Annotated in this window: 13 protein-coding genes; 8 read left to right on the forward strand and 5 right to left on the reverse strand. The window is 54.9% G+C overall.

What is annotated here, in order from left to right:
- Positions 1-146 precede the first annotated feature (146 nt).
- The 7 genes from hxpB (at position 147) to ACRDCA_RS11635 (ending at position 6,997) form a co-directional block, all read left to right on the forward strand.
- Complete coding sequence (gene hxpB, locus ACRDCA_RS11605; RefSeq protein ID WP_438689639.1) at positions 147-812, forward strand: hexitol phosphatase HxpB; 666 nt, start codon at positions 147-149, stop codon at positions 810-812.
- A gap of 209 nt (positions 813-1,021) precedes the next feature.
- The gene (kduD, locus tag ACRDCA_RS11610; RefSeq protein WP_438689640.1) at positions 1,022-1,783 is read left to right on the forward strand and encodes a 2-dehydro-3-deoxy-D-gluconate 5-dehydrogenase KduD; all 762 of its coding nucleotides are present in this window, start codon (positions 1,022-1,024) and stop codon (positions 1,781-1,783) included.
- Between the two features lie 209 nt (positions 1,784-1,992).
- On the forward strand, positions 1,993-2,541 hold the full coding sequence (locus tag ACRDCA_RS11615; protein ID WP_025121208.1) for a metal-dependent hydrolase: 549 nt from the start codon (positions 1,993-1,995) through the stop codon (positions 2,539-2,541).
- Positions 2,542-2,717: 176 nt separating this feature from the next.
- On the forward strand, positions 2,718-4,109 hold the full coding sequence (locus tag ACRDCA_RS11620; RefSeq protein WP_025121207.1) for an L-cystine transporter: 1,392 nt from the start codon (positions 2,718-2,720) through the stop codon (positions 4,107-4,109).
- A 117-nt stretch (positions 4,110-4,226) separates the two neighbouring features.
- On the forward strand, positions 4,227-5,147 hold the full coding sequence (locus ACRDCA_RS11625; protein WP_438689641.1) for a LysR substrate-binding domain-containing protein: 921 nt from the start codon (positions 4,227-4,229) through the stop codon (positions 5,145-5,147).
- Positions 5,148-5,232: 85 nt separating this feature from the next.
- Positions 5,233-6,108, forward strand: coding sequence for an SDR family NAD(P)-dependent oxidoreductase (locus ACRDCA_RS11630; RefSeq protein WP_438689642.1), 876 nt, complete (start codon positions 5,233-5,235; stop codon positions 6,106-6,108).
- Positions 6,101-6,997, forward strand: a complete 897-nt coding sequence (locus ACRDCA_RS11635) for an SMP-30/gluconolactonase/LRE family protein (RefSeq protein WP_438689643.1) — start codon at positions 6,101-6,103, stop codon at positions 6,995-6,997. The genes ACRDCA_RS11630 and ACRDCA_RS11635 overlap by 8 nt, the downstream gene beginning before the upstream one ends.
- A 75-nt stretch (positions 6,998-7,072) precedes the next feature.
- Here the strand turns inward: ACRDCA_RS11635 and kdgR are convergent, their stop codons facing one another.
- Positions 7,073-7,864 (reverse strand): DNA-binding transcriptional regulator KdgR, encoded by a 792-nt coding sequence (gene kdgR, locus ACRDCA_RS11640; protein WP_438689644.1) that lies wholly within the window; start codon positions 7,862-7,864, stop codon positions 7,073-7,075.
- 228 nt (positions 7,865-8,092) lie between these two features.
- Between kdgR and ACRDCA_RS11645 the strand changes: the two genes are divergently transcribed.
- Entirely contained in the window at positions 8,093-9,487 is a 1,395-nt protein-coding gene (locus tag ACRDCA_RS11645; protein ID WP_438689645.1) for an MFS transporter, read from the forward strand.
- A 205-nt stretch (positions 9,488-9,692) separates the two neighbouring features.
- Here the strand turns inward: ACRDCA_RS11645 and htpX are convergent, their stop codons facing one another.
- The 4 genes from htpX to ACRDCA_RS11665 form a co-directional block, all read right to left on the reverse strand.
- The gene (gene htpX / locus ACRDCA_RS11650) at positions 9,693-10,571 is read right to left on the reverse strand and encodes a protease HtpX (protein ID WP_438689646.1); all 879 of its coding nucleotides are present in this window, start codon (positions 10,569-10,571) and stop codon (positions 9,693-9,695) included.
- A gap of 265 nt (positions 10,572-10,836) precedes the next feature.
- Complete coding sequence (gene prc / locus ACRDCA_RS11655) at positions 10,837-12,885, reverse strand: carboxy terminal-processing peptidase (protein WP_438689647.1); 2,049 nt, start codon at positions 12,883-12,885, stop codon at positions 10,837-10,839.
- 19 nt (positions 12,886-12,904) lie between these two features.
- Complete coding sequence (gene proQ / locus ACRDCA_RS11660) at positions 12,905-13,615, reverse strand: RNA chaperone ProQ (protein ID WP_025121202.1); 711 nt, start codon at positions 13,613-13,615, stop codon at positions 12,905-12,907.
- 95 nt (positions 13,616-13,710) lie between these two features.
- Positions 13,711-14,208, reverse strand: a complete 498-nt coding sequence (locus ACRDCA_RS11665; protein ID WP_025121201.1) for a GAF domain-containing protein — start codon at positions 14,206-14,208, stop codon at positions 13,711-13,713.
- Between the last annotated feature and the right edge of the window lie 163 nt (positions 14,209-14,371).

A 14,371-nucleotide genomic window follows, 5' to 3' on the forward strand; every position in this document is an offset into this window, starting at 1 on the left:
AAACTCGCCCACCGTTTTCTTCGTCTTCACGCCTAATCCAGAGAGATCCTGCACTTTGAGCAAACAGCCCGGTGCAGGAGCTTGAACAAAGATGATAGAGTGACGAAAACATTTTCTTTTACTGGTGCTGCAGGAGTTAATTGTTAATGGCTTATTCGCAACGCATAGCAACCGCAATTTTTGATATGGACGGTCTGCTGATCGACTCTGAACCGCTGTGGTTACAGGCGGAAATGGATATCTTCAGTTCACTCGGTCTGGATCTGTCCGATCGCCACAAGCTGCCGGATACGCTGGGCCTACGCATCGATTTGGTGGTACGGATGTGGTTCGAGGCCATGCCGTGGCAAGGGCCTTCTCAGGAGGAGGTGGCTGGCCGTATTATCGAGCGGGCCATCGAGTTGGTGCGGGAAAAGCGCCCGCTGTTGCCTGGAGTGCAACACGCGCTGGAACTGTGCCGTAGCCTGGATTTGAATATTGGCCTGGCCTCCGCCTCCCCGCTACATATGCAGCAACAGGTGCTCAAGATGTTCGATCTCGAGAGCTATTTCGACCAGTTGGTTTCGGCCGAATACCTGCCGTATAGCAAACCGCACCCGGAAGTCTATCTGATCGCGGCCGAACGGCTGGGCAGTGAACCGCATCAATGCATCACTCTGGAAGACTCCTTCAACGGCATGATTGCCACTAAAGCGGCACGCATGAAGTCGATCGTGATCCCTGCACCAGAATACAGTCAGGATCCCCGCTGGGCCTTGGCCGACCTCAAGTTGCAAAGTCTCGAACAGTTGACTGCCGCCCATCTGGCCTGATCTGACGGCATCGGCCACGCCGATGCCCTTTTCCCTCCCCACGCCGTCAAAATAAATAAAACATCGTTTCATTTTAATTGAATTAGAATGCCATTCAATTTATGCTAGTCGCATAAAGAAAACATCGGGCGACTAGGTGACACTGTCACTGCCACGCAGCGCTGCCGAAAGCCCGGTGCTTTCTTCCCTCACGGTAAGAGAGCCAAGCTATGATTCTGAATTCGTTCGACTTGACGGGCAAAGTGGCGTTAATCACCGGCTGTAATACCGGTTTGGGGCAAGGTATTGCGGTTGGGTTGGCGCAGGCCGGTTGTGACATTATCGGCGTTAACCGCAGCCAACCGCTTGAGACAATGAGCAAAGTCACCCAGACCGGGCGCAGGTTCCTGAGCCTGAATGCCGATCTTGGCAGTATCGACGCCATCCCTTCGCTAGTGGCCAACGCCGTTGAGGCGTTTGGCAGGATCGATATTCTGGTGAACAACGCGGGGATTATCCGCCGTGAAGATGCGCTGAATTTCAGTGAACAAGACTGGGATCAGGTGATGGACGTCAATATCAAAACCCTGTTCTTTATGGCGCAGGCGGTGGCCAAACAGTTCATCAGCCAGGGCAGCGGCGGTAAAATTATCAATATCGCCTCAATGCTATCCTTCCAGGGCGGTATCCGCGTGCCGTCTTACACCGCGTCGAAAAGCGCGGTACTGGGCATCACCAGGTTGCTGGCCAATGAATGGGCGCAATACCAGATCAACGTCAACGCCATTGCGCCAGGTTATATGGCCACCAACAACACCCAGCAACTGCGTAACGATGAAGACCGCAACCAACAGATACTCGAGCGCATCCCCGCCGGGCGCTGGGGCACGCCGGATGATTTGATGGGGCCGGTCGTCTTCCTCGCCTCGGCAGCCTCTGACTATGTTAATGGCTACACTCTCGCGGTAGACGGCGGTTGGCTGGCTCGCTGATCCTGAAAGATTGAGCAAATTTGAACGGGCGCAGCATGCAGCTGCCCCTGCAACATAGTGAGAGACTCCGATATCCACCCGCAATGAGCTTTCAACTCTTTGTAAAACGGCGTAAAACTAACAAATAGTTACAGGGTAACCGCTTCCGTTACTGTGAAAATTCCCATATACTGGATAAATTAACAGTTTAGTGGCCGGAATATCGCAACATGACCGCGGAAGGACATCTCATTTTCTCTGTTGCCTGCGCGATCTTTGCCAAGAAAGCGGAGGTGACCCCCGTGCTCGCCACCGGCGACTGGTGGCACATCATCCCTGCCGCACTGCTGACGTCACTGTTGCCTGATATCGATCACCCTAAATCCATCCTCGGCCAGCGTCTGCGCTGGATCGCGGTCCCCATCTCACGCGCCTTTGGTCACCGTGGTTTCACCCATAGCCTGCTGGCGATCGTCGGCGGCATGTGGCTATTTCAGCTGGAGGTGCCACGCGGTTGGCCGATTCCGGCCGACGTGCTGCATGCCATGATTATCGGTTATTTCAGTCACCTGCTGGCCGATATGCTCACTCCCGCTGGTGTACCGTTGCTGTGGCCCTGCCGCTGGCGCTTCTGCTTACCGATATTGAATTCCCAAAAAGGCAACCAGTTGGAGCGGGTGCTGTGCTTATGCCTGGTCGCTTTCGCCATCTACTGGCAAGGGGATTACACCTTTCCAGTGCAGTCATATTTTGAGCAAATAAAAAATATCCGACTGTGATCACAAAAATTCGCTGATTTATTCCCCTTTCCGCTCATTTCGTCGACGATTTTAAGTCAAAAGTTATATTAAATTCTTTTTGGATATAAGTGCGCCGCGCCGCAAACTGTTACGATATTTACATCGGTGCGTGACACCTTTACTTATTATAAGAAAACAAGATTGGAGAAATGGGGATGAATCTACCGCTCGTATTAAACGTGCTGGTTTTTGCCGCCCTCCTGTTGCTGTTGGCGCAAACCCGCCATAAGCAATGGAGCCTGGCTAAAAAAGTGCTGGTCGGTCTGGCGCTCGGTGTGGTGTTCGGTTTGGCACTGCAACTGATTTACGGCTCGGACAACCCGGTGCTGAAAGAGTCCATCAGTTGGTTTAACATCGTCGGTAACGGCTATGTCCAACTGCTGCAAATGATTGTGATGCCGCTGGTCTTCGCCTCGATCCTGAGTGCGGTTGCCAAGCTGCACAACGCTTCTTCATTGGGCAAAATCAGTTTCCTGACCATTGGTACCCTGCTGTTCACCACGCTGATTGCTGCGCTGGTCGGCGTATTGGTCACCAACCTGTTCGGCCTGACCGCAGAAGGTCTGGTCCAGGGCACGCAGGAAACTGCGCGTCTGTCTGCGATCGAAACCAACTATGCGGGTAAAGTCGCCGATCTGAGCGTACCGCAACTGATCCTGTCATTTGTGCCGAAAAACCCGTTTGCCGATCTGACCGGGGCTAACCCAACGTCGATTATCAGCGTGGTCATTTTCGCCGCCTTCCTGGGTGTGGCTTCCCTGCAACTGCTTAAAGATGATCAGCCGAAAGGCCAGCGTGTACTGGTAGCTATCGATACCCTGCAAGCCTGGGTAATGAAGCTGGTACGTCTGGTGATGAAGCTGACTCCGTACGGCGTGCTGGCGTTGATGACCAAGGTCGTTGCCGGTTCCAACGTGCAAGACATCATCAAGCTGGGCAGTTTTGTGGTGGCCTCTTACCTTGGTCTGGCGATCATGTTCGTGGTTCACGGCCTGCTGCTGAGCTTCACCGGCGTGAATCCGCTGAAATTCTTCCGCAAGGCGTGGCCGGTGCTGACCTTTGCCTTTACCAGCCGCTCCAGCGCTGCCAGCATCCCGCTGAACGTCGAAGCGCAGACACGCCGTCTGGGCGTGCCTGAGTCCATCGCCAGCTTCTCGGCTTCGTTTGGTGCCACCATTGGTCAGAACGGTTGTGCGGGCCTCTACCCGGCAATGCTGGCAGTGATGGTTGCGCCTACCGTTGGCATCAACCCGCTGGATCCCCTGTGGATCGCGACGCTGGTCGGTATCGTTACCGTCAGCTCAGCAGGTGTTGCCGGCGTCGGCGGCGGCGCGACCTTCGCTGCGCTGATTGTGCTGCCAGCGATGGGCCTGCCGGTGACCCTGGTTGCCCTGCTGATTTCGGTTGAACCGTTGATCGACATGGGCCGTACCGCGCTGAACGTCAGCGGCTCGATGACCGCAGGTACCGTCACCAGCCAACTGATGAAACAGACCGATAAGACCATCATGGACAGCGAAGACGAGGCGGAACTGGCTCATCAGTAACGCTGAGCGATTCGCAAACTGAACCGGTGCCTGGGCACCGGTTTTTTTATGTCTCCAGGTCTGCCAATGATATCTCATTAGTATTAATGTGTATCAAACAAGATCCAGGGAGCCCTTATGATTGAAACCCGACTACTTCACCAGTTCATCGCCGTCGCCGAGGAGTTGCACTTCAATCGCGCCGCACAACGGCTCCATATGGCGCAACCGCCGTTAAGTCAGGCTATTCGTCGGCTGGAACAGGAGATCGGTGCTCCGTTGTTTGAGCGCACCAATCGCACTGTGTCGCTTACGCCTGCCGGAGCAGACTTTCTGGCAACCGCGAAGAAGGTGTTGCGCTTGCTGGACGATGGCGTCGAACAGACCAGGCGCGTGGCGCAAGGTATCGAAGGCCATCTCACGCTGACCTTCATCAATATCGCCCCTTATGGCGCACTGCTGAGCGCACTCCAGCACTTTCGCTCCTCATCCCCCGCCGTCTCTTTCACCATGCTAGACGCCACTACTCAGGAACAGGTTGCAGCGCTGGAACAGGGCAACGCCGACCTTGGCTTTATGAGACCGCCGGGCAGGACAGCTCCAAATCTGCGTTTCGAATCCATTCTGCACGAACCTATCCTGATCTGCCTGCCAGCCAAGCACCCTCTGGCATGTAACGAGCTTGTCCCACTGGCCGCATTGCGAGAGGAGGCATTCGTCTCGTCGCCACGCCATCTGGGCCAGGGCTTTCATGACCAGTTGGTGCAGCTTTGCGAAGCGGCGGGTTTCATGCCGCAAATTACCCAGCAGGCGCGGCAGCTACAGACATTGGTGGCGTTGGTAGCCAGCGGCTTTGGGGTCGCGCTGCTGCCAGCCTCACTGGCGCAGGAGGGGCGAAATGACGTGGTATTCCGGCCAATCCAGGTGGATGCACCAGACGCACTGCGGCATGTGGAGTTACTGATGGCCTGGAACCCGCAGTCACCCGGCATAATCCGGGACAAACTGATCGGCGAAGTGCGTAACGCCATGGCTACGGCTGCCGTTACTGAGACTTGATAAGTCTTGTTTCGGTATAAATAAGATATTTTACACCGAACCCCGCTCATTCCATCATCGTGGTCTATCCCAACGGAGGTACCAGATGACAGAACGACGCATAGACGGGCTTTTCAAAGACAAGGTAGCTATCGTCACCGGCGCTGGACGGGGCCTTGGCAGCTCTTACTCCAAAGCCCTGCTGGCACAGGGGGCACGTGTGGTCGTTAGCGACTTGGGCACCGATCTGAGCGGCGATGGAGCAAATCCGGATGTGATGAGCGAAGCCGTGCATGACTTACAGGCAGAGGGTTGGCCGCTTGTTACCCACAACGGCCCCCTGGATGACGAGGCCAGTTGCCAGCAACTCGTGGCGCTGGCCATTGAGCATTTTGGCGCACTGGATATTCTGATCCACAACGCTGGCTGGGTCGGTTATCAGCCTATTGAGGCCCAGGAAGACGATTTCCTGCAGCGCAGCCTTGGCATCAACGTACAGGCACCGATCTGGTTGAGCAAGCATGCCTGGACGCATCTCAAGCGATCCTCATCGGCACGGATCGTGCTGACAACCTCAGACCGCGCCATGTATCAACGTTACGCGCAGCCGGGGCTGGCTGCCTACGCCGCCGGTAAGATGGCCCAAGTGGGTATTATGAATGCCCTGAGCATGGAAGGTGAACCGCACGGCATCTTGGTCAACGCCATCTCGCCGGTAGCCAAAACCCGCATGTGGGGGATCACCCAGCCGCCCACTGACCTCAAACCCGAATGGGTAGCCCCAGGTGTCCTGTATCTGGCCAGCCCGTTATGCCAGGATACGGGCGTGATCCTGCGAGCCAGCAACGGCCAGTTCACTGCTACCCGTTTCTGTGAAAACCCGGGGGTTAACTACCCCACCGACTTGGCAAGGATTGAATGCGCCAGCGTGGAAGACGTCGCCAACAATTGGCAGCGCATCAAGGAGTTTGGTGATGCGTGACGATCGTCGCCTGCGCAGGATTGCCCACGTCTGCGCCGACCTTGGGGAGAGCCCAGTCTGGGACGAACATAACGGTCTGTTGTACTTCGTCGATATCTCTGCTGGGAAGATCAACGTCCTGACCCCGTATGCGCAGGTGGAAACCCTCTATCAATCGACGTCGCGCGTTGGAGCCTTGGCGCTGACCGATAGAGGCAACCTGATTTTTACCGAAGACGCCCGGGTTGCCATGCTGGATCTCAAGGAAGGGGCCGTTTATACGCACTCCATCGCTATCCATGAGCGGGCAGGCTATAGGTTCAATGACGGTGCCTGTGATCCACAGGGGCGCTTTATTACCGGCCTGATGGATGAAGGGCCGAACCGTAAGCCAGGAGCGCTATACCGCTATGACCATGAGCTGAACGCCCAAATCATCCACCGGAACGTCGCCCTGCCCAATGGCTTAGCCTGGTCGCAGGATGGCCAGACGCTGTTCTTTGTCGATTCAGTTGCACGTGCAATATTTCGGGCCGACTATTCAACCACAGGGGAACTGGGACCGGTGATGTTGTTTGCCGAAACCCCGTCTGATCTGGGCCGTCCCGATGGCATCGCCCTGGATCAGGCCGGAGGGTTGTGGGTCTGCCAGTTCAACGGGGGATGTTTACTGCACTATAATCGTCATGGAGACCAGAGCGATCGCATCACCATGCCCGTACCACGCCCTACCAGTTGCTGCTTTGGCGGAAAGGGCCTGGAGACACTGTTCATCACTACGGCGCGCTTTGCCATGACGCCCTCGGAGCTGGCAGCTTGCCCTGATGCAGGTGATCTCTATGCCATACGTCCAGCAATCGCAGGTGTTGCACGTCATTTATTCAAGGAAGGCAAAAGGACTGATGGTTAACAGGTGGAATGATAAGGACATTGGGTGGGGAAACGTAAGGGCGAAACCGTGTTCGCCCCTATAAATTTGGCAGGCTTAAAACGGGTAGTCGTGATAACCCATCTGCTCGGAAATCAGGCGAGCGGCGGTATGCAGTTGCGCCACATAACCCTCTTTGCCTTCTTCAGAGAAGCGGATGGTCGGGAAGGAAATGCTCAGACCGGCGATCACCACGCCAAAACGGTCGAATACCGGCACCGCGATGCAGCGTAAACCTTCTTCCTGTTCTTCGATATCTTCGCCAAAGCCCTGTTCGCGCACTTTGTCCAAAAGCGGCAGTAACTCTGCGGCGCTGGCAATAGTGTGTGGAGTGCTACGGGTAAACTCAACGCCGGACAGGATTTCTTCCACTTCACCGCGATCGCGCCAGGCTAGCAGTACCTTACCAATCGCGGTGCTGTGCAGCGGGTTGCGACGGCCAATGCGCGAATACATACGCAGGTTATACATGGAGTCAATTTTGTGGATATAGACGATGCTGTCTTCATCCAGTGCCCCCAGGTGGATCGTCTCACGCGTCTGGTTGGACAGTTCGCGCATCTGAATGTCCGCGCTGCGGATCAAATCGACGTTTTGCAACGATTTGGCACCCAGTTCAAACAGCTTGAGCGTCAGCGAGTATTTCTCCGACTCTCCTTCCTGTGAGACGTAACCCAGCGACTTCATGGTTTGCAGGAAACGGTAAACGGTACTTTTGGACATCATTACCCGCTGAGAGAGCTCGGTAATGCCGATCTCGCGTTCATCACCCAGTGCTTGCAGGATACCAAACACTTTCAGCACTGATGAAACCGAATCCGGTTGTTTGTCTAGATCTGCGTTAGCCATGGTTAATACCTTAACTTAACTATTTTTGTTTTAGGAAATTTGAACAAGAGTTTCAGTATAATCGGAACATTTCGCCCCACGCAATCAGAGTTGCGCAATTATTGTCATTTTTGAGACAATTAGCGGCAGACTATGCGGCGTTTTTACATTTAGCACAGAAACGGCGGATGCAATCAGCGGCAAATATGATTAGCATATTAATATTCCCCCTGTTTAGTAAATGTCCTCATGACAACGCTTTCCAATACCGACGGCTTACCGGTTCCACAGCGCTACGGGGCGATCCTGGCGATTGCGCTGGGCATCACCGTTTCGGTGCTCGACGGGGCGATTGCCAACGTCGCCTTGCCAACCATTGCCCGCGATCTGAACGCCAGCCCGGCCAGCTCGATTTGGGTAGTCAACGCCTATCAGTTGGCGATCACCATTTCGCTGCTTTCGCTGGCGTCCCTGGGCGATCTGATTGGCTATCGTCGGATTTATCAGGTTGGTCTGCTGGTATTCAGCATCACTTCGCTGTTCTGCGCACTCTCCGATTCGCTGTTAACCCTGACGATTGCCCGCGTGCTGCAAGGCTTTGGTGCCGCGGCAATTATGAGCGTCAATACCGCCCTGATCCGCATCATCTATCCGCAACGCTTTCTTGGCCGTGGTATCGGCATAAACTCGCTGATCGTGGCCTTCTCTTCCGCCGCCGGGCCGACGGTCGCCGCCGCAATTTTATCCGTGGCCTCCTGGCAATGGCTGTTTGCCATCAACCTGCCCATCGGTATCGTTGCCCTGATCCTGGGAATGAAATACCTGCCGGGCAACAGCCAGAAAAGCAGTAACCAGCGCTTTGATCCTACCAGTGCGGTGATGAATGCCCTGACGTTTGGCCTGCTGATCACCGCCATCAGTGGATTTGCCCAAGGACAGAGCCTGCTACTGATTGCCACAGAAATAGCCGCTCTGCTGGTGATAGGTTACTTCTTCGTGCGCCGTCAACTGCGGCAGACAGCCCCCTTGCTGCCGGTGGATCTGCTGCGTATCCCTATTTTTGCGCTGTCGATGGGCACTTCGATCTGCTCTTTTGCCGCACAGATGCTGGCCATGGTGTCATTGCCCTTCTTCCTACAGGCCTCATTGGGCCGTGACGAGGTGGCAACCGGCTTGCTGTTAACCCCTTGGCCGTTGGCCATTATCGTGATGGCGCCGATTGCAGGACGGTTGGTGGAGCGCGTTCATGCAGGGTTACTGGGCGGCATTGGTTTGGCGACCTTCGCACTCGGCCTATTTCTGCTGGCGCTGTTGCCGCATAACCCAACGGATTTGGATATCATCTGGCGTATGGTGCTATGTGGCGCGGGCTTTGGCTTATTCCAGTCCCCCAACAATCACACCATTATTTCCGCCGCCCCACGCCACCGTAGCGGCGGAGCCAGTGGCATGCTGGGCACCGCACGCCTGCTGGGGCAAACCTCCGGTGCGGCGCTGGTGGCCTTGATGTTTAACCTGTTCCCCACCAGCGGAACACACGCCTCATTGGTGCTGGCTGGCACCTTCGCCAGCGTCGCTGCCGTGGTGAGTTGTTTACGTATCACCCAGCCCCGCGCCAGCGTCACTGAACCCGGCAAGCCGTAATGCCCCCTATCGCAAAGGAAGAGGGAACAGAACGTGCTACATTTTAACGCCTTCAGCTGATCTCGCGCTGGACTCGCCCCTTTTCCCCTAAACAGATGTTCATGAGGATCCCATATCTGCTGTGGGAGAGCGTTGGGATGAGGGCCGATTGTTGGCCTTAAATGACAAAAACCCCGGCAAGCCGGGGTTGATATTGGATGCAGAATTATTTCAGATACTGGCCGGTACGCAGCGCTTCGATACGCTTGTCCAACGGCGGGTGCGACATAAACAGCTCGCTGAACGACTTGGATTTGCCGTTGATGCAAAACGCCATCAAGGTGCCCGCTTCCTGCGGTTCATAGCTGGTTTTCAGGCGTTGTAGCGCAGCGATCATCTTCTCGCGCCCTACCAGTTTGGCCGAGCCCGCATCGGCGTGGAATTCACGGTGGCGTGAGAACCACATGGTAATAATGCTGGCCAGAATACCAAACACCAATTCCAGTACCATCGACACGCCGAAGTAAATCATCGGGTTGCCGTTGCCTTCGCCTTCCCCATCGCGGTTGCCGAGGAAACCGGCGGCCACCTGGGCAATCAGGCGTGACACAAAAATCACAAAGGTGTTTACCACCCCCTGGATCAAGGTCATGGTCACCATGTCGCCGTTGGCAACGTGGCTGATTTCGTGGGCGATCACCGCTTCCGCCTCATCGCGGCTCATGCTTTGCAGCAGACCGGTACTGACAGCTACCAGCGAGGCATCGCGGCGTGCGCCGGTCGCAAAGGCGTTAATGTCCGGTGCCTGGTAGATAGCCACCTGCGGCATGGCGATACCCGCCTGCTGCGATTGGCGACGTACCGTGTCCAACAGCCAACGTTCGGTTTCGTTACGCGGTTGTTCAATCACTTCCCCACCGACGGAGCGTAGCGCCATCCATTTGGACATCAGCAGTGAAACGAAGGCACCACCAAAACCAAACAGACCGGCCATGATCATCAGACCCTGCACGCTACTGGATTGGATCCCTGTCAGGCTAAGTACCAGCCCGAAAACCAACATCACCGCCAGGTTGGTGAGCAGGAACAAAGCTATACGCATCATAGTATGTTTACTTCCTCGTAAGTGTTAACAAAACGCGACCTCAGATACCTCGATCTTATGGGCATTGGTCACAATTTCAAGATTTGGCCGCCATTAACCCACTAAAAATACGTAACTTTACAAAATCCATGGCGACACAACGGTTTTACAAAGTGTAAACGATCGCTGCACCAAGGGGAGAGATTTTAGCGGAAATTTTACTGCAGGCCGGGCAAAAAAAAGCGCACCCAAAGGTGCGCTCGAAAAGGTTAAATCCGTGAATAACTTATTTGGCGGCGGCTATCTGCTGTGAAGGCTGCTGCTTTTCGCTGGCGGCCAGATCCAAGGCGATCTTGACCGTTTCATCCAGATACGGATCCGGCTCCTTGTAGTCCTTTGGCAGATCCTCCAGGGATTTCAGCGGTTTTTTGCCTTCACGTTGCAGACGCTCATTGATTCGGTTCAGGCGCGTCGCATCATCATCATGGCTCTCTTTCTCGCGGGTCGCCAGATTGAGAGAAACAATGTTGCGCTTGTCTTTCAGCGCCTTGTAATGAGCAATATCCTGCGCGATGTACTGGAATTCCGGATCTTTGGCGATACGCTGCGCGTGATCTTTCAGCAATTGCGGTTCAAACGGCTTCAAATCACCGGTTTTGGTGTAGGCAGCCGCATTGACGCTATCCCATGGCATGGCGTTATCTTCAAAGCTTTCACCGGTTTCTGCCGGATCGATACCGGTTGGCATCAGAATATCTGGCGTGACGCCTTTACGTTGGGTGCTGCCACCGTCAACGCGGTAGAACTTCTGGATGGTGTACTGGACAGAGCCCAGCGCAGGCCATTCAGGGCGCAGCATCTGATCGTAGATCCGGTTCAGGGAGCGGTATTGCTGTACGGTGCCTTTACCGAAGGTTGGCTCACCGACGATCAGCGCACGGCCATAGTCCTGCATTGCCGCCGCAAAGATCTCGGAAGCCGAGGCGCTGAAGCGGTCAACCAGCACCACCAGCGGGCCTTTGTAGTAGACGACGCCATCGGTATCCGCATCCTCGCGGATCTTGCCGTTGTTATCGCGCACTTGCACAACCGGGCCACTCGGGATAAACAGACCGGAAAGCGATACCGCCTCCGTCAATGCTCCACCACCGTTAGCGCGCAGATCGATAATCAGGCTGTTGACGTTCTGCTTGGCCATCTTTTGCAGCTGAACTTTTACGTCATCGGTCAGACCGACGTAGAAGCCAGGGATGTCCATTACCGCCACTTTCTGATTGCCGACGGTCTTGATGGTCATTTTAACCGCGCGATCTTCCAGGCGAATACGTTCACGAGTCAGCGTAACTACGCGAGTTTTGGTGCCTTTGCCCGCAGGCAGGATCTCCAGGCGCACTTTGCTGCCCTTTGGTCCTTTGATCAGGGAAACGACATCGTCAAGACGCCAGCCGATCACATCCACCATCGGTTTGCCTGCCTGACCAACGCCAACAATGCGGTCGCCTACGGCGATCGCCTTGCTCTTGGTTGCCGGGCCGCCTGGCACCATGGAATTGATCACCGTGTAGTCATCATCCATCTGCAACACGGCCCCAATCCCTTCCAGCGAGAGACTCATCTCGGTGTTGAACTGTTCGGTATTACGTGGCGACAGATAGTTGGTATGCGGATCGATCTCGTGGGCAAACGCGGTCATCACCAGCGAGAACACGTCTTCGCTGTTGCTTTGCGTCAGGCGTTTGATGGCAAACTGATAGCGTTTGGTCAGCGTGTCACGGATTTCTTTATCCGTCTTGCCGGTCAGCTTCAGGTTCAACTGATCGTATTTGACCTTGGCATCCCACAGGCGATCCAGTTCGGCCTTGTCTTTCGGCCACGGCGCTTTGCTGCGGTCTACGTCAATGGTGTCGTTGCCGGTGAAGTTCATCGGCTTGTCGAGCAGCGACAGCGCATATTGATAACGCTCAAAACGGCGTTTCTGCGCCAGATTGAACAACGCATAAGGCGTAACCAGTTTGCCGGATTTAAGCTCTTCACCCAGCGTGCTGCGTTTGTCGGCAAATTGTGCGACGTCGGAGGCCAGCAGCACATTGTGGCTGTAGTCCAACATATTCAGGAAGCGATCGAAGATCTTGCCTGAAAAGTCCGCATCCAGAGCAAACTGGCGATAATGAGAGCGAGTGAAGCGCGAAGTTACGCGCTCACTCACGGTTGCATGTTGCGCTTCTTGCTCTAGCTTGGGCAGTTGATCGATGCGAATGTTGGCTGTATCCGCTCCGTAACTGACACCCGCCCACAGCAAAGCCGTAACTGCGGTCAATCTGACAAATTTGTTCATGCCTTGGTTGGCCTCCGTATCAGAACTGCAAGTGTTCTGCGCGCACAATCATCGCCAGACCGGAGGAGAGCTGCACACGTACGCCATCTTTGGCGATTTCGAGTACGGTTGCGTCCATCGCGCTCTGACCTGCTCTGACTTTGATTTCCTGGCCAATTTGCAGTTTTGAGATGTCTGTGACTGGCACATGGCGCTGCTGGCTTTCCTCTTTGGCTACACGAGGTTCACGAGCTTGCTGTGGGCGTGTTTGTGGGCGCGGCTTGCGGTTCTCTGGTGCGGCTCCGCCTTCACGACGTGCGGCAGGCTTTTTACCGGCAGGACGCGGACGACGAGGCTCGGCAGTGGCAGACTCACCAGCAGCTTCACGTTTTTTGGCATTTTGTTCGGCACGTTGTGCCTGAACGCGCGCCTTGGCTTCTTCAAGCTGTTGGCGAGCATGATCGACATGCTGCTGTTCCAGCTCACCGCACGGGTTACCGTCCAGGTCTACACGCTGGGCACCAACTTTGACACCATACAGGTAACGCCAGCTTGAGGTGTACAGACGCAAAGCGGAACGCAGCTGCGTTTTGCTGAGGTTCTCTTCCCCTTGTACACGTTCTACCAGATCCTGAAAAATACCGATTTTCAGCGGGCGTGCTTCGCCTTCGGCGCTAAAGCAGAGCGGGAACCGCTCGGCAAGAAAAGCAATGACTTCTTTAACTGAGTTCAACTTGTGTTGATTTTCCATGAAATTTCCTGATTACAACGGGTTGCCAACAAGCCGCAGGCATGAACAGGCGTCATTATAATGACGCCATCGCTAAATGCCACGTTATCCGTAGATCAACTTGCAGCTACAGTGACATATTTCGCAAAATTGCCCTGTGCCAGTCGTGCGCAAAGCCCCGCCACCACTGCTTTCAGACCGATTTCGTCCTGTTCGTCGAAGCGTTGATAAACTGTGCTGTCGATATCCAGAACGCCGATGACCTGACCACAGACCTCCAAAGGCAGCACAATTTCCGCGTTACTGGCGGCATCGCAGGCGATATGTCCAGGAAATGCATGAACATCGCCAACACGCTGTACCCGGTTCTCCGCCGCTGCCGTGCCACACACGCCCTTACCCAACGGGATCCGCACGCAGGCAATCTTGCCCTGGAACGGACCGAGCGCCAGTTGATGGCCCTCCATCAGGTAAAAACCCACCCAGTTTACGTCATCGAGGCGTTCATTGAGCAGCGCACTGGCGTTAGACAGCGCGGCGATAAAATTCTCTTCCCCATCAAGCAATGCGCTCAAATCGCGTTTTAATTCCGCGTAGAATGATTCTTTAGTCATGATTAACCGTTCAAAATGCTTCAATAGCCCAGACTTAACCCGTATAAAATAAGCATTAAATGCGTATAGCCACAAGGTTAATCATCTGTTACTTCACAAAACACGGTACAACAGGGTATGTTTGCCGTCTAAAATCATTTGTAACCTGCGATGCCAACCCTTT

Source organism: Serratia sp. (in: enterobacteria) (assembly GCF_051654945.1).
In the GTDB taxonomy this organism is placed as follows: Bacteria; Pseudomonadota; Gammaproteobacteria; order Enterobacterales; family Enterobacteriaceae; genus Chania.

Excerpts from the sequence above, each read along its gene's own strand:
- ACRDCA_RS11665 (WP_025121201.1), bottom strand. The coding sequence starts at position 14,208 with ATGACTAAAGAATCATTCTACGCGGAATTAAAACGCGATTTGAGCGCA.
- ACRDCA_RS11630 (WP_438689642.1), top strand. The coding sequence starts at position 5,233 with ATGACAGAACGACGCATAGACGGGCTTTTCAAAGACAAGGTAGCTATC.
- ACRDCA_RS11620 (WP_025121207.1), top strand. The coding sequence starts at position 2,718 with ATGAATCTACCGCTCGTATTAAACGTGCTGGTTTTTGCCGCCCTCCTG.
- ACRDCA_RS11615 (WP_025121208.1), top strand. The coding sequence starts at position 1,993 with ATGACCGCGGAAGGACATCTCATTTTCTCTGTTGCCTGCGCGATCTTT.
- ACRDCA_RS11625 (WP_438689641.1), top strand. The coding sequence starts at position 4,227 with ATGATTGAAACCCGACTACTTCACCAGTTCATCGCCGTCGCCGAGGAG.
- htpX (WP_438689646.1), bottom strand. The coding sequence starts at position 10,571 with ATGATGCGTATAGCTTTGTTCCTGCTCACCAACCTGGCGGTGATGTTG.
- hxpB (WP_438689639.1), top strand. The coding sequence starts at position 147 with ATGGCTTATTCGCAACGCATAGCAACCGCAATTTTTGATATGGACGGT.
- prc (WP_438689647.1), bottom strand. The coding sequence starts at position 12,885 with ATGAACAAATTTGTCAGATTGACCGCAGTTACGGCTTTGCTGTGGGCG.
- kduD (WP_438689640.1), top strand. The coding sequence starts at position 1,022 with ATGATTCTGAATTCGTTCGACTTGACGGGCAAAGTGGCGTTAATCACC.
- ACRDCA_RS11635 (WP_438689643.1), top strand. The coding sequence starts at position 6,101 with ATGCGTGACGATCGTCGCCTGCGCAGGATTGCCCACGTCTGCGCCGAC.
- kdgR (WP_438689644.1), bottom strand. The coding sequence starts at position 7,864 with ATGGCTAACGCAGATCTAGACAAACAACCGGATTCGGTTTCATCAGTG.
- ACRDCA_RS11645 (WP_438689645.1), top strand. The coding sequence starts at position 8,093 with ATGACAACGCTTTCCAATACCGACGGCTTACCGGTTCCACAGCGCTAC.
- proQ (WP_025121202.1), bottom strand. The coding sequence starts at position 13,615 with ATGGAAAATCAACACAAGTTGAACTCAGTTAAAGAAGTCATTGCTTTT.